This window comes from Nocardia sp. 149-1B (assembly GCF_057747975.1).
Genome location: NZ_CM173233.1, coordinates 4506775 through 4529542, shown reverse-complemented (window position 1 = coordinate 4529542; position 22768 = coordinate 4506775). Strand labels below are relative to the sequence as shown.

The 22768-nt window shown below is 72.3% G+C and carries 19 protein-coding genes; 12 read left to right on the top strand and 7 right to left on the bottom strand.

The annotated features are described in order from the left end of the window. Positions 1-81 precede the first annotated feature (81 nt). The 6 genes from AC3ANS_RS21690 (at position 82) to AC3ANS_RS21665 (ending at position 6733) form a co-directional block, all read left to right on the top strand. A complete protein-coding gene (locus AC3ANS_RS21690; protein ID WP_488293649.1) occupies positions 82-1473 on the top strand; it encodes an FAD-dependent oxidoreductase in 1392 nt (463 codons plus the stop codon). Beyond that, positions 1470-4016, top strand: a complete 2547-nt coding sequence (gene nirB, locus AC3ANS_RS21685) for a nitrite reductase large subunit NirB (RefSeq protein ID WP_488293648.1) — start codon at positions 1470-1472, stop codon at positions 4014-4016. Before AC3ANS_RS21690 ends, nirB begins: the two co-directional genes overlap by 4 nt. Continuing rightward, positions 4013-4375 carry a nitrite reductase small subunit NirD gene (nirD, locus tag AC3ANS_RS21680; RefSeq protein WP_488293647.1) on the top strand — a complete coding sequence of 121 codons (363 nt, stop codon included), beginning with the start codon at positions 4013-4015 and terminating at the stop codon, positions 4373-4375. Before nirB ends, nirD begins: the two co-directional genes overlap by 4 nt. A 9-nt stretch (positions 4376-4384) precedes the next feature. After that, the gene (locus tag AC3ANS_RS21675; RefSeq protein WP_488293646.1) at positions 4385-5503 is read left to right on the top strand and encodes a uroporphyrinogen-III synthase; all 1119 of its coding nucleotides are present in this window, start codon (positions 4385-4387) and stop codon (positions 5501-5503) included. Positions 5504-5508: 5 nt separating this feature from the next. After that, positions 5509-6141, top strand: a complete 633-nt coding sequence (locus AC3ANS_RS21670) for a sirohydrochlorin chelatase (protein WP_488293645.1) — start codon at positions 5509-5511, stop codon at positions 6139-6141. A gap of 184 nt (positions 6142-6325) precedes the next feature. Beyond that, complete coding sequence (locus tag AC3ANS_RS21665) at positions 6326-6733, top strand: globin domain-containing protein (protein WP_488293644.1); 408 nt, start codon at positions 6326-6328, stop codon at positions 6731-6733. 10 nt (positions 6734-6743) lie between these two features. Here the strand turns inward: AC3ANS_RS21665 and AC3ANS_RS21660 are convergent, their stop codons facing one another. Both AC3ANS_RS21660 and AC3ANS_RS21655 read right to left on the bottom strand, forming a co-directional pair. Next, positions 6744-7859, bottom strand: a complete 1116-nt coding sequence (locus AC3ANS_RS21660) for a sensor histidine kinase (protein ID WP_488293643.1) — start codon at positions 7857-7859, stop codon at positions 6744-6746. Between the two features lie 2 nt (positions 7860-7861). Beyond that, positions 7862-8728, bottom strand: coding sequence for a class I SAM-dependent methyltransferase (locus AC3ANS_RS21655; protein ID WP_488293642.1), 867 nt, complete (start codon positions 8726-8728; stop codon positions 7862-7864). A gap of 35 nt (positions 8729-8763) precedes the next feature. Between AC3ANS_RS21655 and AC3ANS_RS21650 the strand changes: the two genes are divergently transcribed. After that, positions 8764-9489: an oxidoreductase gene (locus AC3ANS_RS21650; protein ID WP_488293641.1), complete on the top strand. Its 726-nt coding sequence runs from the start codon at positions 8764-8766 to the stop codon at positions 9487-9489. A 525-nt stretch (positions 9490-10014) separates the two neighbouring features. On the opposite strand, the gene AC3ANS_RS21645 is transcribed toward AC3ANS_RS21650, so the two are convergent. The 4 genes from AC3ANS_RS21645 to AC3ANS_RS21630 are packed head-to-tail and all read right to left on the bottom strand — an operon-like array spanning position 10015 to position 13111. Further along, positions 10015-10371, bottom strand: a complete 357-nt coding sequence (locus tag AC3ANS_RS21645; protein WP_488293640.1) for a hypothetical protein — start codon at positions 10369-10371, stop codon at positions 10015-10017. Continuing rightward, positions 10368-11744 (bottom strand): hypothetical protein, encoded by a 1377-nt coding sequence (locus AC3ANS_RS21640; RefSeq protein WP_488293639.1) that lies wholly within the window; start codon positions 11742-11744, stop codon positions 10368-10370. Before AC3ANS_RS21640 ends, AC3ANS_RS21645 begins: the two co-directional genes overlap by 4 nt. Next, positions 11741-12253, bottom strand: a complete 513-nt coding sequence (locus tag AC3ANS_RS21635; protein ID WP_488293638.1) for a hypothetical protein — start codon at positions 12251-12253, stop codon at positions 11741-11743. The genes AC3ANS_RS21640 and AC3ANS_RS21635 overlap by 4 nt, the downstream gene beginning before the upstream one ends. A 57-nt stretch (positions 12254-12310) precedes the next feature. Then, the gene (locus AC3ANS_RS21630; RefSeq protein ID WP_488293637.1) at positions 12311-13111 is read right to left on the bottom strand and encodes an HAD family hydrolase; all 801 of its coding nucleotides are present in this window, start codon (positions 13109-13111) and stop codon (positions 12311-12313) included. Positions 13112-13230: 119 nt separating this feature from the next. On the opposite strand from AC3ANS_RS21630, the gene ssd reads away from it, so the two are divergent. Genes ssd through AC3ANS_RS21610 form a run of 4 tightly spaced genes read left to right on the top strand, consistent with a single transcriptional unit; the run spans position 13231 to position 16926 of the window. Further along, entirely contained in the window at positions 13231-14283 is a 1053-nt protein-coding gene (gene ssd / locus AC3ANS_RS21625; protein WP_488293636.1) for a septum site-determining protein Ssd, read from the top strand. After that, positions 14280-15434 carry a TadA family conjugal transfer-associated ATPase gene (locus AC3ANS_RS21620; protein WP_488293635.1) on the top strand — a complete coding sequence of 385 codons (1155 nt, stop codon included), beginning with the start codon at positions 14280-14282 and terminating at the stop codon, positions 15432-15434. Before ssd ends, AC3ANS_RS21620 begins: the two co-directional genes overlap by 4 nt. Beyond that, a complete protein-coding gene (locus AC3ANS_RS21615) occupies positions 15431-16207 on the top strand; it encodes a type II secretion system F family protein (RefSeq protein ID WP_488293634.1) in 777 nt (258 codons plus the stop codon). The genes AC3ANS_RS21620 and AC3ANS_RS21615 overlap by 4 nt, the downstream gene beginning before the upstream one ends. Beyond that, the gene (locus AC3ANS_RS21610) at positions 16204-16926 is read left to right on the top strand and encodes a type II secretion system F family protein (RefSeq protein ID WP_488293633.1); all 723 of its coding nucleotides are present in this window, start codon (positions 16204-16206) and stop codon (positions 16924-16926) included. Before AC3ANS_RS21615 ends, AC3ANS_RS21610 begins: the two co-directional genes overlap by 4 nt. Positions 16927-17564: 638 nt before the next feature. Here the strand turns inward: AC3ANS_RS21610 and AC3ANS_RS21605 are convergent. Further along, positions 17565-20396: a class I SAM-dependent DNA methyltransferase gene (locus AC3ANS_RS21605; protein ID WP_488293632.1), complete on the bottom strand. Its 2832-nt coding sequence runs from the start codon at positions 20394-20396 to the stop codon at positions 17565-17567. A gap of 1341 nt (positions 20397-21737) precedes the next feature. On the opposite strand from AC3ANS_RS21605, the gene AC3ANS_RS21600 reads away from it, so the two are divergent. Next, entirely contained in the window at positions 21738-22562 is an 825-nt protein-coding gene (locus tag AC3ANS_RS21600; RefSeq protein WP_488293631.1) for a hypothetical protein, read from the top strand. Positions 22563-22768 lie beyond the last annotated feature (206 nt).

Genomic DNA, 22768 nt, shown 5'->3' with positions numbered 1-22768 from the left:
CGGCCCCGCCCGGCGGTGCGTGGTCCACCTCCAGGGTCGGGGCTGCGGTGGACAGCTCACCGCCCACCGGTGGGAGGCGTGATGCGCGAGCAGATCGTCATCGTCGGTGCGGGGATGGCGGCCACCCGGCTGGCCGAGGGGCTGGTCGGCTCCCATGACGTGACGATGCTCGGCGACGAGCAGCACTCGCCGTACAACCGGATCCTGCTGTCGGCCGTGCTGGAGGGCACCCACGACCCGTCCGCGATCGCGATGTCGGTGCCGGACGGTGTTGAGCTCCGGTTGGGCGCCCGCGCGGTCGAGATCCACCGCGAGGAGCGGGAGGTCGAGCTCGCCGACCGGAGCCGGGTGGCCTACGACCGCCTCGTGCTGGCCACCGGCAGCATCCCCACGCTGCCGCCGATCCGCGGGCTGGTGCGGGTCGACGGACGGCTGGACGGCCGGGTGCACGCGTTCCGCAGCCTCGACGACTGCCGGCGGCTGGAGGACGCCGTGCCGGGTGCGCGCAACGCCGTGATCGTCGGTGGCGGGCTGCTCGGGCTCCAGGTCGCGCGCGCGCTCGGGGTGCGCGGCCTGGCGACCGAGGTCGTGGAGGGCGGCGACCACCTCCTGCGCAGCCAGGTCGACGCCAAGGCCGGCGCGATCCTGGCCCGCGACCTCGGCAAGCTCGGCACCCGCGTCTACACCGGGGCCCGCGCGGTGCGGGTCACCGACGCCGGGCTCGTGCTCGACAACGGCTACACCCTCGAGACCGACCTGGTGGTGCTCACCGCGGGCGGCCGGCCGTCGACCGCGCTGGCGCGTCGTGTCGGGCTCGACGTACGCCGCGGTGTCGTGGTCGACCACCACCTCAGCACCAGCGACCCCCACATCCACGCGATCGGCGACTGCGCCCAGCACGGCATGCAGGTCACCGGGTTCGTCCCGCCTGCCTGGGAGCAGGCCGCGTTGCTGGCCCGGCACCTGGCCGGCGAGGACGTCGCGTACGCCGGCAGCCGCAACGTCGCCCGGCTGCGGGCCACCGGCCTCGACGTCGCCGTGCTCGGCGACCCCGAGCGGGCCGAGGGCCAGGTCGTCGAGGTGTCCAACCCGATCACCGGCACCCACCGCCGGCTGGTCGTGCGCGACGGCGTGATCGTCGCCGCGACGCTGGTCGGCGACCTGTCCCGCATCGGACTGATCACCCAGCACTACGACCGAGGCACGGTGCTCGGGCCCAGCGAGCCCGGCGACCTGCTCATGGGCGAGCGTCCCGCGGGTCCCGTGGTCCTGCCCGACGACGCCGAGGTCTGCGCCTGCGCCGGCGTAAGCGCCGGCGCCATCCGCGCGTGCACCTCGCTGGCGAACGCCCGCGACACCACCCGCGCCACCACCGGCTGCGGAGGTTGCGCCTCCGCGGTCCGTCAGCTCCTCGCTCAGCGCCCCACCCCAGGCCCGTCCCTGGGCACCACCCTGGAAGGAACCTCCCGATGAGCCCGAACCACCGCAAGACGCTCGTGGTCGCCGGCCACGGCATGGTCGGCCACCGCTTCGTGCAGGCCGCGATCGAGCGGGGTCTCACCGAGACCCACGACATCGTCGTCGTGGGCGAGGAGAGTCGCCCGGCCTACGACCGCGTCGCACTCACGTCGTTCTTCGAGGTCGGCGCCGACGAGCTGTCGTTGCTCCCCGGCGGCGAGTACGACGACCCGCGGGTCCGGCTGCTGCTGGCCACGTCCGTCGACGGGTTCGACCCCGAGACGCGCACCGTGCTGCTCTCTGATGGCCAGGTGCTGGCGTACGACGAGCTCGTGCTGGCCACCGGCGCGGCGCCGTTCGTGCCGCCGGTGCCGGGGCACGACCTCGACGGGTGCTTCGTCTACCGCGCGATCGACGACCTCGAGGCGATCCGCGACGCGGCCGCGACCGCCACGGTCGGTGCGGTGATCGGCGGCGGGCTGCTCGGGCTCGAGGCCGCCAACGCCCTGGCCCAGCTGGGTCTGGAGACCCACGTGGTCGAGATGGCGCCGCGGTTGATGGCCGTGCAGGTCGACGATGCCGGCGGGGCGACACTGGTGCGCCACATCGAGAAGCTCGGGCTCCATGTGCACGCCGGGGCCCGCACCGAGCGGGTGCTCGGTGCGGAACGGGTCGAGGGCCTGGCGCTGGCGGACGAGGAGCCGATCCCGGCGGAGGTCGTGGTGTTCTCGGCCGGCATCCGGCCGCGCGACCAGCTCGCGCGGGCCGCCGGCCTCGACGTCGCCGAGCGCGGCGGGGTGCTGGTCGACGAGCGCTGCCGCACCTCCGACGAGCACGTCTGGGCGATCGGTGAGTGTGCCGCCCCCGGCGGCCGCATGTACGGCCTGGTCGCTCCCGGCTACGCGATGGCCGAGGTCGTGGTCGACGCGCTGCTCGGCGGGCCGGGCGCCTTCACAGGCGCCGACATGTCCACCAAGCTCAAGCTGCTCGGGGTCGACGTGGCATCGTTCGGCGACGCGTTCGCGACCACCGAGGGTGCGCTCGAGCTCGTGTACGCCGACGCGGTCCAGGGCGTCTACAAGAAGCTGGTGATCTCCGCGGACGGCCGCCAGCTGCTCGGCGGGATCCTGGTCGGCGACGCGTCGGCGTACGGCGTGCTCCGCCCGATGGTCGCCTCGGGCATCGCGCTGCCCGACAACCCCGAGGAGCTGATCCTCCCCGTCGGTCGCGGCGGCGTCGAGATCGGGCTGCCCGACGAGGCGCAGGTCTGCTCGTGCAACGACGTGACGAAGGCCCAGATCCTCGAGGCGGTCGGCGAGGGTGGTGGCTGCGACAGCCCGTCCTGCGTCACGAAGTGCACCAAGGCCGGCAGCACCTGTGGCTCCTGCAAGCCGGTGGTGAAGAAGGTTGTGGAGGAGTTCTTCGCGGCGCAGGGCAAGGTCGTCGACAAGAGCCTGTGCGAGCACTTCCCGCTGACGAGGCAGGAGCTCTTCGACGTCGTGGCGGTCCACGGCTACACGCGCTTCGACGAGATCGTCGAGGCCCACGGCCGTGGCCGCGGCTGCGACATCTGCAAGCCGACGGTGGCCTCGATCCTCGCCTCGCAGCTCAACGGGCACGTGCTCGAGACGCCGAACCGCACCCTGCAGGACACCAACGACGCCTACCTCGCCAACATCCAGCGCAACGGCACCTACTCGGTCGTGCCACGCATCCCCGGTGGCGAGATCACCCCTGAGAAGCTGATCGTGATCGGCCAGGTGGCGCAGGAGTTCGGGCTCTACACCAAGATCACCGGCGGGCAGCGCATCGACCTGTTCGGAGCCCGGATGGAGCAGCTGCCGGTGATCTGGCGGCGCCTCGTGGATGCGGGCTTCGAGTCCGGGCATGCCTACGGCAAGTCGCTGCGCACCGTGAAGTCGTGTGTCGGGTCGACCTGGTGCCGGTACGGCGTGCAGGACTCCGTCCAGCTCGCGATCGACCTCGAGCTGCGCTACCGCGGGCTGCGCTCGCCGCACAAGCTCAAGGGCGGGGTGAGCGGCTGCGCCCGGGAGTGTGCCGAAGCGCGGGGCAAGGACTTCGGGGTGATCGCCACCGAGAAGGGCTGGAACCTCTACGTCGGGGGCAACGGCGGCGCCACGCCGGCCCACGCCCGTCTCCTGGCCGGCGACCTCGACCGGGAGACGCTGATCCGCTACCTCGACCGCTTCCTCATGTACTACGTGCGCACCGCCGACCGGCTCCAGCGCACCGCGCCCTGGATCGACTCCCTCGACGGCGGGCTCGACCGGGTCCGCGAGATCGTCGTCGACGACGCGCTCGGCCTGGGCTCGGAGCTCGAGGCGGCGATGGCGCGGCACGTCGACTCCTACTTCGACGAGTGGAAGGCGACGATCGACGACCCCGACAAGCTGGCGCGGTTCGTGTCCTTCGTCAACGCCCCGGACACCCCGGACCCGCACATCACCTTCCGCGCGGAGCGGGAGCAGGCGGTGCCCGGCGACTCGCCCGGACCGGTGACCCTGGGCTCGACGATCCCCGTGGGGGTGCCCCGATGAGCACGTCGACCGAGCCGGGTGTGGCCACGACGTACACGATCGTCTGCCGGGTCGACCAGATCGAGGTCGAGGGTGGGGTCGCGGCGCTGGTCGACGGCGCCGCGGTCGCAATCTTCCGGACACACGACGGAAACGTCTTTGCGATGTCCAACTACGACCCTTGTTCTGGTGCGTCGGTGCTGGCGCGCGGGATCGTCGGCACGCGCGGCGAGATCCCGTACGTCGCATCGCCGATGCACAAGCAGGCCTTCGACCTGCGCACCGGACAGTGCCTCGACGACGCGGCGGTCCGGGTCCCGACGTACGACGTCCGGGTCACCGACGGCATGGTGCTCGTCGGCGGACCCCGCGAGACCTAGGACTCCACCGTGACCGACAGCCTCCCGCTCGCGGGCTTCCGGATCGGCGTGACCGCCGCCCGGAAGGTCGACGAGCAGGTCGGCCTGCTCGAGCGGCGCGGCGCCACGGTGGAGTGGGCGCCGGCGCTGTCGCTGGATCCCAACCACGTCGACGACGACCTGCTGCGGGCGGCCACCGAGGAGGTGCTCGCCGCGCCGGTCGACATGTTCCTGGCGACCACCGGCATCGGGATGCGGGCCTGGTTCGACGCCGCCGAGCGGTGGGGGATGCTGCCACGGCTGCTGACGGCACTGGAGTCGGCGGAGATCCTCGCGCGCGGTCCGAAGAGCGTCGGGGCGCTGCGGCGCCGTGGCCTGCGGGAGCTGTGGGCGCCGGAGTCGGAGTGCTTCGAGGACGTGCTCGAGCACCTGCGCGGTCGATCGCTCGCGGGGCTGCGGATCGTGGTGCAGGAGCACGGCCAGTCGCTGTCGATGGTCGCGCACGCGCTGCGGCGGCAGGGCGCCGACGTCACGACGGTCACGGTCTACCGGGTCGCGTCCGCGGACGACCCGGGGCCGATGTTCGCGATGGTCGACCTGATCGCGGACCGGTCGCTCGACGCGGTCACGTTCACCTCGGCACCGGCGGTGGCGGCGCTGATGGAGGCCGCCGGGTCGACGGGCCGGCGAGACGAGCTCGTCTCGGCGTTCCAGGCCGACGTCGTAGCGGCGTGCGTGGGGCCGGTGACGGCCGCGGCCTTCGAGATGTGGGGCGTGCCGACGATCTACCCCGACCGCTCGCGGCTCGGCGCGATGGTCAAGCAGCTCGAGACCGAGCTGCCCTCGCGGCGCTCCGGGCTGGTGATCGAGCTGGTCGGCGGGAGCCAGCTGCTGCTGCACGGGGAGGAGGTGCTCCTCGACGGCGTGGAGGTCAAGCTGTCACCGGCGCCCGCGGCGGTGCTGAACGCCCTGGTCGCCAACCCCGGCAACGTCGTCGCCCGGCCGGCGCTGCTGGCCATGCTGCCGTCGGGCACGGCGGGCTCCGAGCACGCCGTCGAGATGGCCGTCGCCCGGCTGCGGGCGGCCCTCGGCACCCGCGCCGTGCAGACGGTCGTCAAGCGGGGCTACCGGTTGGCGGTGGCCGGTTGAGACTCGTGACTGTCGCGCACGGCACCCGGCACGAGCCCGGCAACGACGTCGCGCGCTCGCTGACGGTGCTTGCCGCCGCGCGACTGGGGATGCCCGGGGTGGCGGCGTTCGTCGAGCTCGCCTCGCCGCTGCTGTCCACCGTGCTGGAGTCGGGTGAGCCGTCGGTGGTGGTGCCGCTGCTGCTCTCGACCGGCTACCACGTCCGCCAGGACCTCGCGCCGGTCGCTGGCCGGGCGCTCGGGCCCGATCCGCTGCTGGCCGCGGCCCAGGTCTCTCGGCTCATCACCACCGGCGCGGCCCCCGGGTCGCCGGTGGTGATGGTCGCCGCCGGGTCGCGCGACCCGCTCGCCACCCGAGACCTCACGCTCGCCGCCGGCCTGCTCGCGGACGCCTGGGGCGGACCGGTGCGGCTCGCCACGCTCGGCGGGCTCGGGTCGCGGCCGGCGGAGGTGGTCCGGCCCGGCGACGCGGTCTCGCCGTACCTGCTCGCGGAGGGGTTCTTCGCCACCCGGTGCCGCTCGGAGTCGCTCGCCGCCGGTGCCTCGGTCGTCGCCGACGTGATCGGTCCGCACGAGCGGGTGGTCGACCTCGTCGTCTCGCGGACCACCGAGCAGCTCGCCGCCCGACGTACCGCCTGACCGCACCCTCAGCTGTAACGCGGGGTTATCGGATCTGGTGACCCCCTTGCAAGGGGGTGCCTAGATCCACTAACCCCGCGTTACAAGCGGTGGGCCGAGCTGGCTGTGAGGTCGTGAGGAAGAGTTGACGGCGGCTGTACGACGGGCGCGGGCGGGCGAAACCGTGGTGCCGTTGTCTCGGGGCATGGACAGGGAACTGCTCACCGAGAGCCTGGTCCTCGCCGACGGCGACGACCGGCTGACCCCACGCTTCTACGAGATCCTCTTCGCGCGATACCCGGCCGTGCGACCGATGTTCTCCGCCGACGTCCGACCCCAGGCCACGATGCTGCGGACCGCGGTCGTCGCTGTCCTCGACCACCTCGACGACCCCGCCTGGCTCGCGGCCACGCTCGGCGACCTGGGCGCCAAGCACGCGGCGTACGGCGCGACCGCCCCGATGTACGACGCGGTCGCCGAGTGCATGGTCGCCGCGATGGAGGAGCTCGGCGGAGAGGGCTGGACCCCGGAGATGACGACTGCCTGGTCCGAGGCGCTCGGCGCGGTCGCCGGGCTGATGCTCGCGGGCTACCCCGAGGAGCTGTCCGCCTAGCCCTGGGCCCTCACGCGTGCACGCCCGGCGCGAACTTCGGCACCCGAACGACCACCTTGGTGCCGGCGCCGGGGGCGGTCTCGACGACCAGCCCGAAGTCGTCGCCGAACGTCGTCCGCAGCCGACCGTCGACGTTGCCCAGACCCGTCGAGTCCAGGGACGCATCGCCGGCGAGGGCACGGCGAACGACGTCGGGGTCCTCGCCCACGCCGTCGTCCTCCACCTCGATCACGCACTCCTGGCCGTGGTCGCGGGCGACGATCCGGATGTGGCCGCCGCCCTCCGCCGACTCGAGGCCGTGCCGCACGGCGTTCTCGACGAGGGGCTGGATGCAGAGGAAGGGTACGGCGACCGGCAGCACCTCGGGCGCGATGCGCAACGTCACCCGGAGCCGGTCCCCGAACCGCGCCTGCTCGAGCAGCAGGTAGCGCTCGATCGAGCGGAGCTCCTCGGCGAGCGTCGTGTACTCCCCGTGGCGGCGGAAGGAGTAGCGGGTGAAGTCGGCGAACTCCAGCAGCAGCTCGCGGGCCCGGTCGGGGTCGGTGCGCACGAAGCTGGCGATCGCGCCGAGCGAGTTGTAGATGAAGTGCGGGCTGATCTGGGCCCGCAGCGCGCGCACCTCGGCCTCCATCAACCGAGTCCGCGAGGCGTCCAGCTCGGCCAGCTCGAGCTGGGAGCCGACCCACTGGGCGACCTCGTCGGCGGCGCGCGCCAGGCCGGCGGTCGGGTAGCCGGCGAACACCTGCAGGGTGCCGACGACGCGGTCCTCGACGACCAGCGGGCTCACGATCGCCGTACGGATCTCACAGCCGGCGACGTCGCACGGCAGCTCGCCGCGGTCGAACATCCGGGTGCTGCCCCGCTCGATCGTCGCCGCCGCCAGGTGCTGGCACTGGCCCTCGTGGTGCTGGCCGCCGCCGTGCCAGGCGAGTGCGGTCGCGGTGTCGGTGAGCGCGAGCGCCGGGCCGCCCAGCAGGTCGTGGAGGTGGCGGATGCTGCGCTCCGCGCTGTCCGGCGTGAGGCCCTCGCGCAGGGCCGGTGAGGCCAGCGAGGCGCTGTGCAGGGTCCGGAACGTCGCCCGGTCGGCCTCGGTCCCGAGATGCCGGCGGCGCCACGGGCGGGCCATGGTCAGCGGAAGTCGATGAGAAGCATGTCGGTGTCGCTGCCGTCGTTGGCCGACGTCCCGGTCTTCGCGGGCTGCTCGTCCGGCACCGGGTCGCTGCCCTCGCGCGGCCCCGTGGGCTCGGGGCGTACGGCGACCGTCGCCCGCAGGCAGCAGGCCTGGTAGGGCAGCTGCATCCCGTCCATGCCACGGCCGAAGTCGTCGTAGAACGCCAGCACCTCGGCGAGCTTCTCGGCGCGACCCGCCTCGTCGAGGGTGGCCACGTTGGAGCGCGACAGGGCCAGCTCCTGGATCGACTCGCGGTCGACGACCTGCCAGAAGCGGAACATGTCCTCCTCCAGGTCGGCGAAGTAGCGCGACCTGGCCAGCACGCTCTCCGAGCGGGTCTCGACGTGGTTGCCCAGCACGCGGCCGAAGCGCTTGACCCACGGGATCCGCTCGTCGCGCGCGTTCCACACGACGGCCAACCGGCCGCCGGGCTTGAGCACGCGCGCGATCTCGGGGAGCGCCCGGTCGTGGTCGAACCAGTGGAACGCCTGCGCGACCACCACGACGTCGTACGACGCATCGGGTGCCGGGATGTCCTCGGCCCCGGCCACCGAGGTGCGTACGTCGGGGAGCCGCTCGCGCAGCACCGCCAGCATCTGCTCGTCGGGGTCGGTCGCGTGCACGTCGTGGCCGAGCTCGACCAGCACCGAGGTGAGCTTGCCGGTGCCCGCACCGAGCTCCAGGACCGTGGTCGGCTGCTCGCCGACCAGCCAGGCCGCGGCCTCGCGAGGGTAGGACGGCCGGGCGCGGTCGTAGGCGGCCGCGACGCCACCGAACGAGAGGGCGGGGGAGAGCGCGGAAGAGGGGGCGGGCTGGTCGCTCATCGAGGCCACCGTACTCGCAGATACTGTGGGATCTCGTGAGCCCAGACCCCTTGTCGCGACTGGCGTCGCTCGAAGGCGTGCCCTCGGCGTACGCCGCCGCCCGGGACGGCATCGACGCGATGCTGCGCGACCGCGGGCTGCGGCGTACCTCCCCCGAGACGACCGGCGAGAGCCTGCTGCGCGGCGCGCACGCGAGCGCGGTGCTCGAGGGCTCGACCGCCACGCTCGCCGCGGTCCGCGCCGGCCAGGGCGACGAGGTTGCCGCCGACGCGGTGCGGGTCGCCACCGAGCTGCTCTCGTTGGTGCCGTCGCTCAACCGCACGCCGCTCCAGGCCCTCGCCCGCATCCACGCCCTCGCCTCAGCCACCCACCCCGCCGAGACACGCGGCCGGCCACGCGACGAGGCCGCGGCCGCCCGGCTGCGGGGTGTGGGCGACCTGCTGCTCGCACCCACCACCGCCCCGGCGCTCGTCGTCGCCGCGGTCGTGCACGCCGAGCTCGCCACCGCCGCGCCGTTCCCCTCGCACAACGGCATCGTCGCGCGCGCCGCCGAGCGGCTCGTGCTGGTCGCCCGCGGCGTCGACGAGAAGTCGCTGATGGTCCCCGAGGCCGGACACCTCGCGCTGCGGGCGGCGTACGAGTCGAACCTGCGCGCGTACGCCGAGGGCGGCACCGCCGGCGTGCACGCGTGGTTGCTCTACGCCGCCGAGGCCTACGCCGCCGGCGCCGAGGCGAGTCCGCTGCGGACGGCGGCCGAGTAGGCGCCCCGGTGGTTGAGGTGCGAGCGCAGCGAGCCGCTCCGGTGGTTGAGGTGCGAGCGCAGCGAGCCGCCCCGGTGGTTGAGGTGCGAGCGCAGCGAGCCTCGAAACCACCGCGCCGCTGCCTGGGCTGGTGAGATCGTTGCGCGACTGGGTTTCGAGACGCGCCGTCACGGCTTCGCAGGCTCAGCCGTGGGCGCCCTCAACCTTCGCTCGCCACGTGTCTCGCTCGTGCCTCGCGAGCCACTGCTCGCTCCGGACATGCGAACGGCACCCGGCGGTTCGAAGTGATTGGTCCGGGTGCCGTCGCTGACACGTGAATCCTTGGGTTACCAAGCGTGCAACATCTAACTGCTGCCGCGGGAAGGTCCCGGCCGGCTCGCGCCCTGTAGGAAGGGTAGATCGCCGCGTGGGTACCCGGATCACGTGCTGCCCTGTTGAGTTCTGACTCCGTGTCTACGCCTGATCTTGCCTACCTTCAAGGACCTACGAGGGTTGACTTCCGCGCGTCGTCGGGGGTCGCCCGGCTCATCGGTAGCGGCGCGCGAGATCGCGACCGGTGGGCCGCTCGGGCAGGTCGAGGTCGGCGGGCGCGGTGGTGGTGCCGTCCGGCATCCGCCCGCTGAGGTAGACCACGACCCGGTCGGCGTCGTCGCCGAGTCGCGCAGCCAGCGCAGCGTGCGCCGCTCGCAGCACCTCGTCGAACACCACGCGATCGGTGACCTCGACGACGCCGCTGAGCGCTCCGGAGGAGTACTGCAGGTGGTTGTAGGCGACGTCGTGCGCGACCGCCCCGGGCACCGCGGCGACGGCGGCCGCCACCGCCGCGGTGACGTCGGCCTCAGCCGGCCGGCCGCGGCCGAACATCCGCGAGAGCGCGGTCACTGGCGGTCACCTCGGCTGACGGGTACGTCGACGGCGGTCGCGCTGCCTCCGGGCCCGACGAGGAACGGAGCCAGCGTGGACTGGTACTCCCGGAGGATACGGCCGGCGTCCGTGTCGGCACCGAGCTCGTCACGCACGGACTGGGCGTACTCGACGTAGCTGTGGTTGACCGCGGGCTCCCACAGGTGGCCGGGGCTGTCCAGCGTCACGGTCGGCTGTCGGTCGGGGAACGGGTCGAGACCGGTGCTCAACCCGCCCAGGTCGAGGCGCGGCACCACGTCCATCCCATGCTGCACCTGCAGCACGTGGACCGACGGGTCGATCGCGACGTGGTCGATCGGGGCGCCGTAGGTGAGCACGAAGGTCTCGTCGTAGCGCTGCACGAACTCCGGGTCGGAGGCCAGCGTGGCGGCGATGATGCCGCCCTGGCTGTGGCCCACCAGCAGCACCGGTGACCCCGGCGGGATGCCGGCGCGCTGCATCGCGAGCTCGACGGACTGGGCCGCGGCGGTGGGGTTGCCGGCGACGAGCTGGAGGTTGGCGGTGAGGTCGCGCTCGGTGCCGCCGGCGGACGGCGTCCAGGTCTCGGTGCCCGGGATGGACACGACGTACGCCGGGGTCCCCGACCCGTTGTCGACGCGGGTGATGCGGACGTCGCCGTGGCTGCCCGGCTCGCTGCCGACCTGGTAGCTGTCGGTGACGCCCTGCATCAGCGAGGGCAGGTCGCGAGGCTGGGTGAGCACGGGGTGGTACTGGCTGGCCCGGCTCGGGTCCGTCGGGGTCGCCACCGGGTCGCCCGCGGCGCCCGTGCCCTCGTCGAACCAGTGCGCGTCCTCGCCGGTGACGCCGTTGACGACCGCGCCGGCTGCGGCTCCCACGGTGGAGAGCGCACTGGCGGCCAGCGCGGCGACGGACCAGTCCTTCTGGCCGGTGAGGACGTCGTCGAGCTTGCCCGCGAAGTCGGACGCGTTGGTGCCCGCGTGCACGAGCCCGGCGAAGAACGCGCCGACGTGGCGGGTCAGCCACCCCAGGAGCCCCCCGGCCGCGACGGTTGTCGCGGCGGTGGCCGCACCCGAGGCAGCCACACCACCACCACCACCGCCGGCGTTGTCGGAGGCGTGGTCCTGAGCGGCTGCCTCCGCCGCGAGCAGGACGGCGAGCGCGGACAGGTGCTGAGCCGTGCGGTCGAGCGCCGGGCGCTCCCGGTCCTGCCAGTCGGCGCGGACACGCTCGGCGTCGGCGCCGGTCCAGTCGAGCCCCATGATGATCGCGTCGAGCCGCTGGGCGATCTCGATGATCTGGTCGCTGCCCTCGCGGACCCGGTCGCCGGCCTGCCGGCCGGCGACGGTGTCCATGCCGTGGGTGACGGTCATGGCGCCGGCTCGCCGAGGGTGTGCACGAGCGTCTCGAGGGCGCCGGTGACGTCCCAGACCAGGAGCTCCGCGAGCTCGCCGGGCGCCGCCTGCCGGAGGTCGGTGGTGCCGTCGGGCAGCGGCGTGGCCGACCAGAGCTCGTCGTCGGTGGCGAACCAGGTGCGCACCACGACCGACGCTGGGTCGGCGTCGACCCCGGCCACGGTCGCGAGCGAGACCATCGCCCGGCACTCCTCGGCCCAGCCCGGTCCGGGCCGGCGCAGCTCGGCCGCGTGCCGCCGGCCCGACGGATCAGCCCGGAGCGGGCCGACCGGCGGCAGCAGCTCGCGGACGGTCGGCCACAGCTCGGCGCTCTCGAACGGAGTGATGCGCCCTGCCTCGACGGCCACGGCGCTGCTCCCGCTCACCTGGAGGTCGACGCGGCGCGTGGTGTCGGCGTACGTCGTGACGAGCCGGACGGCCAGCGTGGGCTGTGCTCTCGGCGTCGTCAGCGGGGTGGGGGAGGCCATGTCGCGACGCTAGGTCGCGGCGCCGACATCCGGCAGATGGAACGTTCCGGGTTGTGCTCAGGCACTGGGGCGGCGCTTGCGGGCGTTGGCCCACCACACCCCACCCGCCGCGACGACCCCGCCGACCGCGAGGGCGGCGAGGGTCGGCTTGGCGGGCGGCAGCGGCACCCGCGAGCGCAGCGTCACCGGCTTGGTGAACACCAGCACCGGCCAGCCGCGCTCACCGGCGACCTTGCGCAGCTCCTTGTCGGGATTGACCGCGTGCGCGTGCCCGACGGCCTCGAGCATGGGGACGTCGGTGACCGAGTCGCTGTAGCCGTAGCTGTTCGCCAGGTCGTAGCCCATGGCTGTGGCCAGCTCCTCGATCGCGCGGGCCTTCTCCTCGGCGAAGGCGTAGTACTCGATGCCGCCGGTGTAGCGGCCGTCCTCGATCTCCATCCGGGTGGCGATCACCCGGTCGGCGCCGAGCATCTCGGCGATCGGCTCGACCACCTCGGCGCCCGAGGCCGAGACCACGACCACGTCGCGACCCGCGAGGTGGTGCTCCTCGATCAGGCTGACGGCCTCGTCGTACACGAGCGGGTCGACGATGTTGTGGAGCGTGTCCGCCACGATCTCGCGGACGGTCGCGACATCCCAGCCGGCGCACAGCTGCGACATGAACTGCCGCATCTTTTCCATCTGGTCGTGGTCGGCGCCGCCGACGAGGTAGACGAACTGGGCGTACGCCGAGCGCAGCACCGCGCGCCGCGAGATCAGCCCGCCCGCCTGGAAGGGCTTGCTGAAGGCCAACGTGCTCGACTTGGCGATGATCGTCTTGTCGAGGTCGAAGAAGGCCGCGGTGGACCGGGTCGCCATGCCGCAATCGTAGGCGGGCGCGCGCCACCTGCCGTCCACAGCCGCCGTGTCGGGGAGCGTTGTCCACAGGGACTCCCGGGACGCGGTGGACGCCGCGTCCCCGCGGGAACGATCTCTCCATGACCGCACCGCTGCTGATCACCCGCGACCAGTCCCTCCTCGACGAGCTGCTCCGTCTTGCCGCCGCTGCCGGGGTCACCCCCGAGATCGCCACCGACGGAGGTGCGGCCCTGCGCGGCTGGGCTCGCGCGCCCGTGGTGCTCCTCGGCGCCGACATGGCCCCGGACCTCGCGCGGATCTCGCCGCCGCGGCGCGCCCGGGTGTACGTCGTGAGCTGGGCGGCCGTCCCCGACGAGATGTTCCGGGTGGCGGTCGCCGTGGGTGCCGAGAACGTCACCCAGGTGGCGCGCTCCGAAGGCTGGCTGACGGAGCTCCTCACCGACCTCGGCGACGCGGCGCCGACCGAGGGCCTGGTGGTCGGGGTGGTCGGCGGTAGCGGTGGCGCGGGCGCGACGACGTTCGCCTGTGCGCTCGGCCAGGTCGGTGCGCGCCGGGGGCGCGCGCTGGTGGTCGACGCCGACCCGCTCGGCCCGGGTGTCGACCGGGTGCTCGGGCTGGAGGACCGGCACGGTGTCCGCTGGGACGGGCTGTGCCAGACGACCGGGCGGCTCAGCGCTCGGGCGCTGCGCGAGGCGCTGCCGCGGCGCGAGGACCTCGGCGCGCTCACCTGGCACGCCGGTGAGCCGGCCAGCCTGCAGGCGTTCGCCGTGCGCGAGGTGCTCTCGGCCGCCCGGCGCGGGCACGACCTGGTCGTCGTCGACCTGCCACGCACCGTCGACCCCCTGGTCGATGAGGTCGTCGCCCGGTGCGACCGGTTGCTCGTCATGGTCGTGCCCTCGGTGGCCGGTGTCGCCTCGGCGGTGCGCACCTGCGCCCGCCACCCTGACCGCAGCGGGGTACGCCTGGTGCTGCGCGGCTCGGGGGTCGACCCACGGGCGGTCACCCGGGCCACCGGCATCCCGGTCCTGGCCACGATGCCCGACCAGCGCGGACTCGGCGAGGCCATCGACCTCGGGCTGGGCCCGGTGCGCTCACGCCGCGGAGCGCTCGGCCGGGCCGCGGACGAGGTCCTCGACCAGCTGATGCTGCTGCGGGGGGCGGCGGCAGCGTGAGCCTCCTCCCCGCCGCCGACCTGGAGGCGGTCCGCGACCGGCTGGCTCGCAGCCCCGGGGAGCTCACCCCCCACCGGGTGGCCCAGGCGCTGCGCGAGAGCGGCCGCCCGGTCGGTGACGCCGCGGTGCTGGCGACCTACGAGGCGCTGCGGCGCGACGTCGTCGGCGCCGGGCCGCTCGAGCCTCTGCTGCGGACGCCCCACGTGACCGACGTCCTGGTCAACGGGCCCGACCGGGTCTACCTCGACCGCGGGGCCGGGCTCGAGCTCACCGACGTCCGCTTCCCCGACGAGGAGGCGGTGCGCCGGCTCGCTCAGCGGCTCGCCGCGGTGGGCGGCCGCCGGCTGGACGACGCGACGCCGTACGTCGACCTCCGGCTGCCCGACGGGACCCGTCTCCACGCGGTCCTCGCGCCGCTGGCCCGGCCCGGGACGTTGGTGTCGCTGCGGGTGCCGCGGGCCCGCACGTTCACCCTCGACGAGCTCGTCGACCTCGGCACCTTGACCGCGGGCGTCGCTCGGGCGCTGCTCGCGATCGTGGAGGCGCGGGTCGCGTTCCTGATCAGCGGCGGCACGGGCTCGGGCAAGACCGCGTTGCTCGCGGCGTTGCTGTCCCGGGTCGACCCCGAGGAGCGGATCGTGCTGGTCGAGGACGCCAGCGAGCTCCGCCCCGACCACCCCCACGTGGTGGCGCTGGAGGGCCGGCCCGCCAACCTCGAGGGAGCCGGTGCCGTCGAGGTCCGCACCCTGGTCCGGCAGGCCCTGCGCATGCGTCCCGACCGGTTGGTCGTGGGCGAGGTGCGGGGCGGTGAGGTGGTCGACCTGCTCGCGGCCCTCAACACCGGCCACGAAGGCGGCTGCGGCACCCTCCATGCCAACTCCGCGGTCGACGTCCCGGCCCGGGTCGAGGCGCTCGCGCTGGCGGCCGGGCTCGGCCGGGACGCGGCGCACAGCCAGCTCGCCTCTGCGGTCCACGTGGTGCTCCACCTGGCTCGCGGACCCGACGGGAGGCGACGACTGCGGCAGGTCGCGATCCCCGAACGCGGTGCCGACGGCCTGGTGGTGATGGTGCCGGCGCTCGACGTCGACGACCGCGGCACGGTCCGCCCAGGCCCCGGTGCCGATGCCCTCTCGGCTCGGATCGACCGGTGACCGGGGTCGCGGTCGTCGCCGCGGTGGGAGCCGTGCTGCTGCTGGTGCGGCCACCGGCCCGGCTGCCCCGGCCCGCGGGACAGGCGCCGGCGGGACGGTGGGTGCCGATCGCCCTCGTCGCGGTCGGGGCCGTGGTGACCGTCGCGACGCCGCAGACCGCGGGTCTCGCGGCCGTGCTCGCCGGGGCCTCAGCAGGCGCTGCCGGGCTGTGGCGTCGGCGAAGGCGGAGCCGCGAGAGCGAGCGGGTGGCCGAGCAGGTGCTCGAGACCTGCGAGCTGCTGGCCGGCGAGCTCGCGGCCGGCCGGCCACCGGGCGAAGCGCTGGCCCGGGCCGCGGAGGCGTGGCCTCCGTTGGGCCCGGTCGCCGAGGCCTTCCGGGTCGGTGCCGACGTGCCCACGGCGTTGCGCACGCTGGCCCGGGAGCAGGCCGGCGCGGGCGACCTGCGCGTGGTCGCCGCGGCCTGGCAGGTCGCCCACCGCACCGGCCAGGGGCTCGCCTCGGCCATCGACCGGGTCGCGGAGTCGCTGCGCGCCCGCGCGGCGACCCGGCGGCTGGTCACCGGCGAGCTCGGCTCCGCCCGCGCGACCGCCCGGCTGGTGGCCGGCCTCCCGGTGCTCGCGCTCGCCATGGGGTCCGGTGCGGGCGGCGACCCCTGGGGCTTCCTGCTCGGACGGCCCGCCGGTCTGGCGTGCCTGGCGGTCGGCCTGACGTTCGGCATCGCCGGGCTGTGGTGGATCGAGGCGATCGCAGCCGCGGCCGAGGAGTCGTCGTGACCGGGTGGGCGACCGCGTCCGCGGCTGTGGCTGCTGCGATGGCCGTGGCACTCCTGCTGCCGGCCCGGCCGGTGCTGCCGGTCCGGCAGCCGGCGGCGGCCGACGAGCCCTCGGAGGGCTGGCTCAAGAGGCATCGACTCGTCTGGTGCCTGTTCGCCGGGGTCGGGGCGCTGGTGTTCTTCGGCGGCCGAGCCGCGGTGCCGGCAGCGGTTGTCGCGTCGGTCGTGACGTGGGTCGTGATCGGTCGCGCCGAGCTCCCCGACGTACGCCGGCGCCGGGAGGCCGTGCGCCGCGATCTGCCCCACGTCGTCGAGCTGTTCGCCGCGACGCTTCGGGCCGGGGCCGCGCCCGCTGACGGCGTCGCGCTGGTCTGCTCCGCGCTCCCCGGTCCGGCCGCCGACCGGCTCGGTGGCGTCGCGGCCCGGCTGGCCCTGGGGCTCGACCCGGTCCAGGTGTGGACGACGCTCGCCGACGACCCGCACCTCGGCCGGCTCGGCCGGACGCTGGCGCGGGCGCACTCCTCGGGTGCGCCGGTCGTGGCCGCGGTCGAGCGGCTGGCCGACGACCTGGCGCGCTCCGCCCGCGCCGACACCGAGGAGAGAGCCCGTGCCGTCGGGGTCAAGGCCGCCGTGCCGCTCGGTCTGTGCCTGCTCCCGGCATTCCTGCTGATCGGGATCGTCCCGCTCGTCGTCGCGCTGCTCGCCACGCTCGACCTCTGACCCGGCCCGGTCACCGTCCACCGCGAAGCCTGCCGCGACGAGGTCCACAGCAGCGGGCCGGGGCCCTGCCAAGGGTCCCCGCCAGCGCGCATCGTCGACCCCGAGACGGTCGCATCGGGCGACCGGGAACGGAGCTCATCATGACCTTGCAGCACCTCGCTCGTCGGCGTGACCAGCGCGGCATCACCACCGCCGAGTACGCCGTAGGTACATGTCGGGAGAGTACGCCGGAAACCCATGCTCACCTGCAGGAACGCCCATCGGTGCGTGTGTCGTTGTGTGTCGCTCAAGCGGAGGCGTGTGCCACCTTCGTGGGCACGGCCTGGGTACGGAGGCGTACGGCTCACCGGGTGTGCTTCGGCTTGTCCTGTGCGCCGGCGACACACGCGCTCCACCTTCGCGGTTCGGTGACGGCGGCCCGGTAGGTGCCTTCGTCCGTGTACGCGTCCTCTTGCGGGCACTCGGTGCGACCGGGCTCCGCGACGATCCCGCGCGGGTCAGGGACGCGGGGGTTGCCACACACTGAAGACGAGACGGGCCGCCCCTCTCTATGAGGTCGACGGCGGAGGACGAACCCGGTCCCACCTCCGGGTTTGCTGGTCACCCGGACCGGGCCTGTCCGGCCCCGGCAAGCGCCACTAGGCGGTCAGCTCCGCGTACCGCTCGAACAGCACCTGTTGCCGGTCGTACTCGGTCGGCTGCCGCTTCGTCGAACCGAATGCCTTGTCGACCAGCTTGTCGAGCGCGCGGTGGGCGGCGACCAGATCTGGGTCCATGGCGAGCGGGTTGTAGTGCTGCGCCAGCGACCGGTCGGGGTGCTTCTCGCGTGCCGCGAGCACTCCCTCACCAGCGTTGATCATCTGAATCCTCAGCTTCGGGTCCACCGTCGGCAGCGGCAGGTTGTTCCACACGAGCGTGTTCGTGAACCGCGGATCCGACTTCAACCGGCCGCCGACGGTCCGCTGCCACGCCATGAACATGCTGCTTGACACGATCGCGAAGGCGAACCCGTCCGGGTCCTCACACACGTTCCCCAGGTTGCTCGTGATCACCTCAGGTCCGAACCGGGCCACGGTCGCCCACGGACGGCTCTCAGAGAACGTCGACGGCATGCACAGGTATGGCACGTCGGGCTGGTTGATGAACCAGAACAGGTGCGGAGTGGCGGCGCGTTCCACCGTGTCCGGGTTCTTGCTCGCGAGCCGGGTCTCCTTGACAGCCTTGAGCCGGGCGGTGAGCACGGGCGACTTGGGAACGTCGGCTGGATCGAGGTTGACGAGCCAGAGGCACCACCGGTCGAGGCCGTTGATGAGTTCTTTCGCTCCGACGAATCTGCGGACGTACTTCGCCGCCACCGGGTCGGCGGTCACGGCGACGTACTCGTCGGTGTCGATGAGGAGGTTGCCGCCATCGTTCGGCATGGAGCCGTAGCCAACTACGGGTAGTTCCGGGGAGAGGACGCTGCTGCGCCTCTTGGCGTACACGTTCGGCGCGTCGATGAGGTAGCCGTTGATACCGGTCGTGACCTTGACCTCGGTGGGGGTTCGCAGGTCCTTGGCGTATGTGAACAGCCGTGGCTTCGAGGCCTGGTTGCGGGTGAACCCGATGATGACGCAGTGCACGGCTGCCTTGTCCTTCGACGCCGTCTCGGAGTTCCAGCGGAAGGTGCGGTGTCCGAACTTGATGCGCCAGCCGGCTGCGTGGATGGGTTCGAAGAGGTCCGCGACGGGCTCGCCTTGGGTGATGCTGTTGGTGGTGACGAAGGCGAACTCCCCGTCTTTGTCGGCCAGGTACTTGAGGACTGTCGCGTGCCAGGCGGTCACGAAGTCGAGGTGGCCGGCGGACTTCACTCCCCAGGCGTTCGCGAGTTCGGCGGCTTGGGTCTTGTCGCGTTCCTTCCGGCCGAGGAAGGGTGGGTTGCCGAACACGTACACAGTGGGGCCCTTGGCGGGGAGAACGGTGTCCCAGTCAGTCGTGAGCGCGTTCTTGTGGTGGATGTTGGCCTTGATGTCGATGGGGAGCCGCTTCGGGAAGAGCCCGAGGGTCTTCGCCATCCGCTGGTTGGCCTGGTGGTCGACGAGGAACATGGCGGTCTCGGCGATCTTGGCTGGCCACCAGTTCAGCTCGATCCCGTAGAACTGGTCGAGGGTGACGTTCAACAGCTCGGACGCGTCGAGGACGGGGTCGAGGTCGCGGCCCTGCTTGGTCCGCAGCTTGACCAGCAGGTCGAGCTCGAGGTCGCGCAGCTCTCGGTAGGCGACGATGAGGAAGTTGCCACACCCACATGCCGCGTCTACGTACCGGTAGGACTTCAACTCGTCGTGGAGCGCTTCGAGCGCCGGCTTCGTGTTGGCCGCGTCGAGGCGTGCGCGGAGCTCGTCGAGAAACAGTGGCCGCAGCGTCTTGAGGATGTTCTCCTCGGACGTGTAGTGCTCGCCGGCGGCGTGCCGCGCCCTCTTGCTCTTGACGGTCTGGAACAAGGAGCCGAACACGGCGGGGGAGATGCGGGACCAGTCGAAGTCGCAGCAGGCCAGGAGCGCGTCACGCATGGCGGCGTCGAAGTACTGCATCTTCGTCTGTCCGGCGTACAGGTCGCCGTTGACGTACGGGAAGGCGAGCATGGCTTCGTCGGCTCGCTGGTCGCGCTTCTTCTCCGGCGTGTTGAGGATGTCGAACAGCGCGGCGAGCATCGGGCCGAGGTCGGACCCGTCGACGGCGGTGCGAGTCTTGATGAACTGGTGGAACAGGCCGCGTTCCCACAGGTTGGCGTCGTCACCGAAGAGCAGGAAGAGCAACCGGGTGAGGACGATAGACGCTTCCATCGTCTCGGCGTCCTCGTCGTCGGCATCCTTGATGTCTTCGTCGACGTCGGCGTCTCCGGTCATAGCGGAGTAGAGCGTCCCCATGAGCTTGGCGGCTTGGATGGACGCTTCGGCCTGGTCTTCGGCGATGAGGTCGTGCGGGTCGTCGTCGGCGAGGAACAGGAAGGACTCGACGTGGTCGATGAGGTCACGAGTCGCGACGGTGAGGGTGCGGGTGGGGTCTTCCCGCTTCTTGCCCATGTCGGTGACCTGGATGGTGGCGAAGTCGGAGGTGATGACCCATCTGGGGGCCATCTCGCGGGTGATGTCGCCGCCGAGGAGGTAGTCGCGGGCCTGCATCTCGGCGTTGCTCATCCCGCCGGGGACGGGTCGGCTGATCTTGCCGTCGGACTTCTGCTCGATGAGGAACGACGCGGGCTTGAACACGTCGATGTACCCGATGCCGGCGGTGGAGGCGCGGCGGGCCTGGTACTCGAAGATGACGCCGTGGAGGTAGGAGTCCTCGACTCCGTAGCAGCGCATGAACGCCTTCCAGAAGTCGCCGGTGTGCTGTTTCTCGTTCTTGACGTCTTTGTAATCGACGACGAACTTGGCGACGCGGGCGCGGATCTCGTTGAGCGAGAGGCGCTTCCTGGTGGCGGTTGGCACCGGTGGTTCTCCCCGTGGTGTGGCGTGATTGCCCATTGTTCACCACGGGGCGGTGGCCGCGGCAGGTATGCGGTGGCCCCGGGCGTCATCGCGGTGACGAACTCGGGTCGCTCGCCTCCTACCACTCGGGTGACTCACGGCTTCGGGCAGGCACATCCGTTGCCCCACCTGATGAGCAGTCCCGCCCACGAGTCGGCGCCGGAAGGCTTCCGCTATCAAGTAGCCCGGCACGGTGAGCACATGGTGCAGCGCATCGCCGCTCTCGTCCTAGGGGTCACACTCCTCACCTTCGCCCCCGGCATGCCCTCACCTCAGATCGGTGGCGCCGGCCGCCTGGCCTCTGGCTGCGAGTTCGCAGTGCTGGGGGCGGACGGAGAGCCAGCGCGCTGGCCCCCCCGGCGACTGATCCGGTTGGTCATCAACCCGGCCAACGCCCCGACTGGAGCACGACGCGACCTGGCCGATGCAGTCGGTGTCATTCGACGTGCCAGCGGGCTGAGGATCCGCGTGATCGGCGAGGTCGCGACGATGCCGACCGCCAGCTACGGGTCGGAGCTGGTCGCTGGCCGCCGGCCGGCCGTACTGGTCGCCTTCGTGTCGCCCGAACAGCACCTGCTGGGCGATCCTGCGAGCTCGGCCGAAACAACCTCCATCCACCAGACCACGGCTCGTGGAAGCGAGCGGTACGTCGGAGGCTGGATTTTGGTCAACGCGGCCCAAAACAGCCTCTACGAGGCCGGCCACGGCCTGCTACGCGTGCGACTGTTCGAGCATGAGCTGGCGCACCTCCTCGGCCTGGCACACGTCTCCGATCCCCGTGCCTTGATGTTCCGCGAGATCCGCGGTCGGACTGGCCTTACGCCCGGCGACCGTCGCGGTCTGAGGGCTCTTGGCCCTTCCAGGGATCGCGGTGCACCTTGCCCAGAGGGTGGCGCCCGTGCCTCGTCGCAGCACGGCCTGCGGACAAGGTGGACGGCAGGTGATCCGGCCGCTGACCAGCGCATTCTCGGGGAACAGAAGATCCGAACTGCGGTCGCGATCCGGTCACCTACAACAAGAGTGAGGGCGAGGAAGTGGTGGCGAGGATCGCCCCGGTCTGTCGACGGACCACCGGCCTACCCCGCGACCGAGCAGCAGCGGGCCGCCAAACCGCGATCACGACACCAAGTAGCCCGGGACGCGGATGGCGAGCGGGCAGGCAGCCCAGCTCCCGAACCTGTCCCCGCGGGCTCCGCGTCTGGGGTGCGCTCCGCCCTGTGCGGTGCGTGGGCCACTTGACTCTCACGGGCGACACCGGACCGTCGTCCCGGTCCTGCCGTCACTCACACTTCGGAGCACCCCATGACCGTCGAGCGCCAACTGTCCGACCTGCCACCGATGAGCAAGCATCACGTCCTACACATCGCCTGCGTCGCAGCCGATCTGCCGTCCCATCTCTTCCGACCCCTCATGGTCCTCGCCATCCACGCAGATCACCGCACCGGGCTGTCCCGGCCCGGCAAGCACGCCATCGAAGGCAGATGGGGCATCCCCTACTCCTCGTGGCACCGCCAGATGCAGGATCTGGCCAAGCTCGGACTCATCCGCCAGGTCGTCAAGGGCAACAAGCACGCCGACCTCGCCGCCACCTACCGGCTGCTATACGCGCCGGCTCTCACCAACGAGAGTCCTTCCTCGACTCTGAGTGAAACTGATCCCTCCCCTTACCGGGGAGGGGCTACCACCGGTGAGAGGGGGAGGGAGGACCTTCCGCTCAACGACGCCGAACAGGTGCTCTGGGATGACATCGCGAGACAAGTCTGGGCCCGCCTGGAACCTGTCGACGCGCAACGTCTCACGGAGCAGCAGCACGGCCTCGAACGGATGACCCGGTTGCAGCGGACGGGCCTTCGGATCGCACGACGTGGTGGTGACCACGAGGTCGTCGAAGCACTCACGCGGCGAAACCAGCCTGTTCGTCCGGCCTACGAGGGCGCGCAGAGCATCCCGGCCGCGATGTGGTCACGCATCCGGAAGCTCGCTGACATCTATGGCTTCGACATGGCCGACCAGAGTCCCGTGGTCGAGGTGTCGCATGACGGCCAGGGGACGGCTGCGTCACTCGGTCACGAGAAGATCGACCCAGCCTTCCAGGCAGTCATCGACCATCTCGGCCAGCATCCGTGAACTTCAGCCTTGCGCACGGAGTTGGTGACGGTCATCCACTCACCCGCATGACCGGTCCGAGACCGATGCGCACCCGGTCGCCGGAGAAGTTCGGTGAAGGCCGGGCAGCCCGCCCTCCTGGGCATGGTCGGCGAGCCCTGAAACCCCGGGCGCTCGAACCCAAGGCGTACTCGATCAACCTAGGCAAGCCCACGAAAGCCCGCACC

What these genes read in the sequence shown, in the direction of transcription:
- AC3ANS_RS21630 (WP_488293637.1), bottom strand. Translation starts at nt 13,111, where the DNA reads ATGGCGACCCGGTCCACCGCGGCCTTCTTCGACCTCGACAAGACGATC.
- ssd (WP_488293636.1), top strand. Translation starts at nt 13,231, where the DNA reads ATGACCGCACCGCTGCTGATCACCCGCGACCAGTCCCTCCTCGACGAG.
- AC3ANS_RS21640 (WP_488293639.1), bottom strand. Translation starts at nt 11,744, where the DNA reads ATGACCGTCACCCACGGCATGGACACCGTCGCCGGCCGGCAGGCCGGC.
- nirD (WP_488293647.1), top strand. Translation starts at nt 4,013, where the DNA reads ATGAGCACGTCGACCGAGCCGGGTGTGGCCACGACGTACACGATCGTC.
- AC3ANS_RS21665 (WP_488293644.1), top strand. Translation starts at nt 6,326, where the DNA reads ATGGACAGGGAACTGCTCACCGAGAGCCTGGTCCTCGCCGACGGCGAC.
- AC3ANS_RS21655 (WP_488293642.1), bottom strand. Translation starts at nt 8,728, where the DNA reads ATGAGCGACCAGCCCGCCCCCTCTTCCGCGCTCTCCCCCGCCCTCTCG.
- AC3ANS_RS21635 (WP_488293638.1), bottom strand. Translation starts at nt 12,253, where the DNA reads ATGGCCTCCCCCACCCCGCTGACGACGCCGAGAGCACAGCCCACGCTG.
- nirB (WP_488293648.1), top strand. Translation starts at nt 1,470, where the DNA reads ATGAGCCCGAACCACCGCAAGACGCTCGTGGTCGCCGGCCACGGCATG.
- AC3ANS_RS21660 (WP_488293643.1), bottom strand. Translation starts at nt 7,859, where the DNA reads ATGGCCCGCCCGTGGCGCCGCCGGCATCTCGGGACCGAGGCCGACCGG.
- AC3ANS_RS21690 (WP_488293649.1), top strand. Translation starts at nt 82, where the DNA reads ATGCGCGAGCAGATCGTCATCGTCGGTGCGGGGATGGCGGCCACCCGG.
- AC3ANS_RS21600 (WP_488293631.1), top strand. Translation starts at nt 21,738, where the DNA reads ATGACCGTCGAGCGCCAACTGTCCGACCTGCCACCGATGAGCAAGCAT.